We start from the raw sequence: 371 nt of genomic DNA on the forward strand, positions 1-371 counted from the left end.
ACCGATCCAAGTGTAAATAACGATACATCAGCCATTCAAGACACTGCGGGGAATGATGCTGCAAGTATTCCATTAACAAACTTACCGACTGACGATAACCATTCAACAATTGATAGCACAGCGCCAATATTACAAAGCGTCGAAGTGAATCCCGCTGGACAATTGGTATTCCATTACAACGAAACTTTAGATGGAAATAACCCACCCAATGCCAATGATTTTAGTATCACGGTTAATGGTCAAGTTGTTGTTCCAATTGCAATTACAATCACGGGCAACGATGTCTTATTGAGCTTCATTCCAGCAATTGGCATTGGACAAAGTGTGAGTTATGGCTACACTGATCCAAGTACAAATAACGATACATCAGC

General features: G+C 40.7%; 1 protein-coding gene. It reads left to right on the top strand.

Going from position 1 to position 371, the window contains the following annotated elements:
• Positions 1-371 (top strand): SwmB domain-containing protein (locus tag D7V20_RS19585; protein ID WP_147395834.1); only part of this gene is annotated, 371 nt, incomplete at both ends.

The organism is Acinetobacter rongchengensis, from assembly GCF_003611475.1.
Taxonomy (GTDB): domain Bacteria; phylum Pseudomonadota; class Gammaproteobacteria; order Pseudomonadales; family Moraxellaceae; genus Acinetobacter; species Acinetobacter rongchengensis.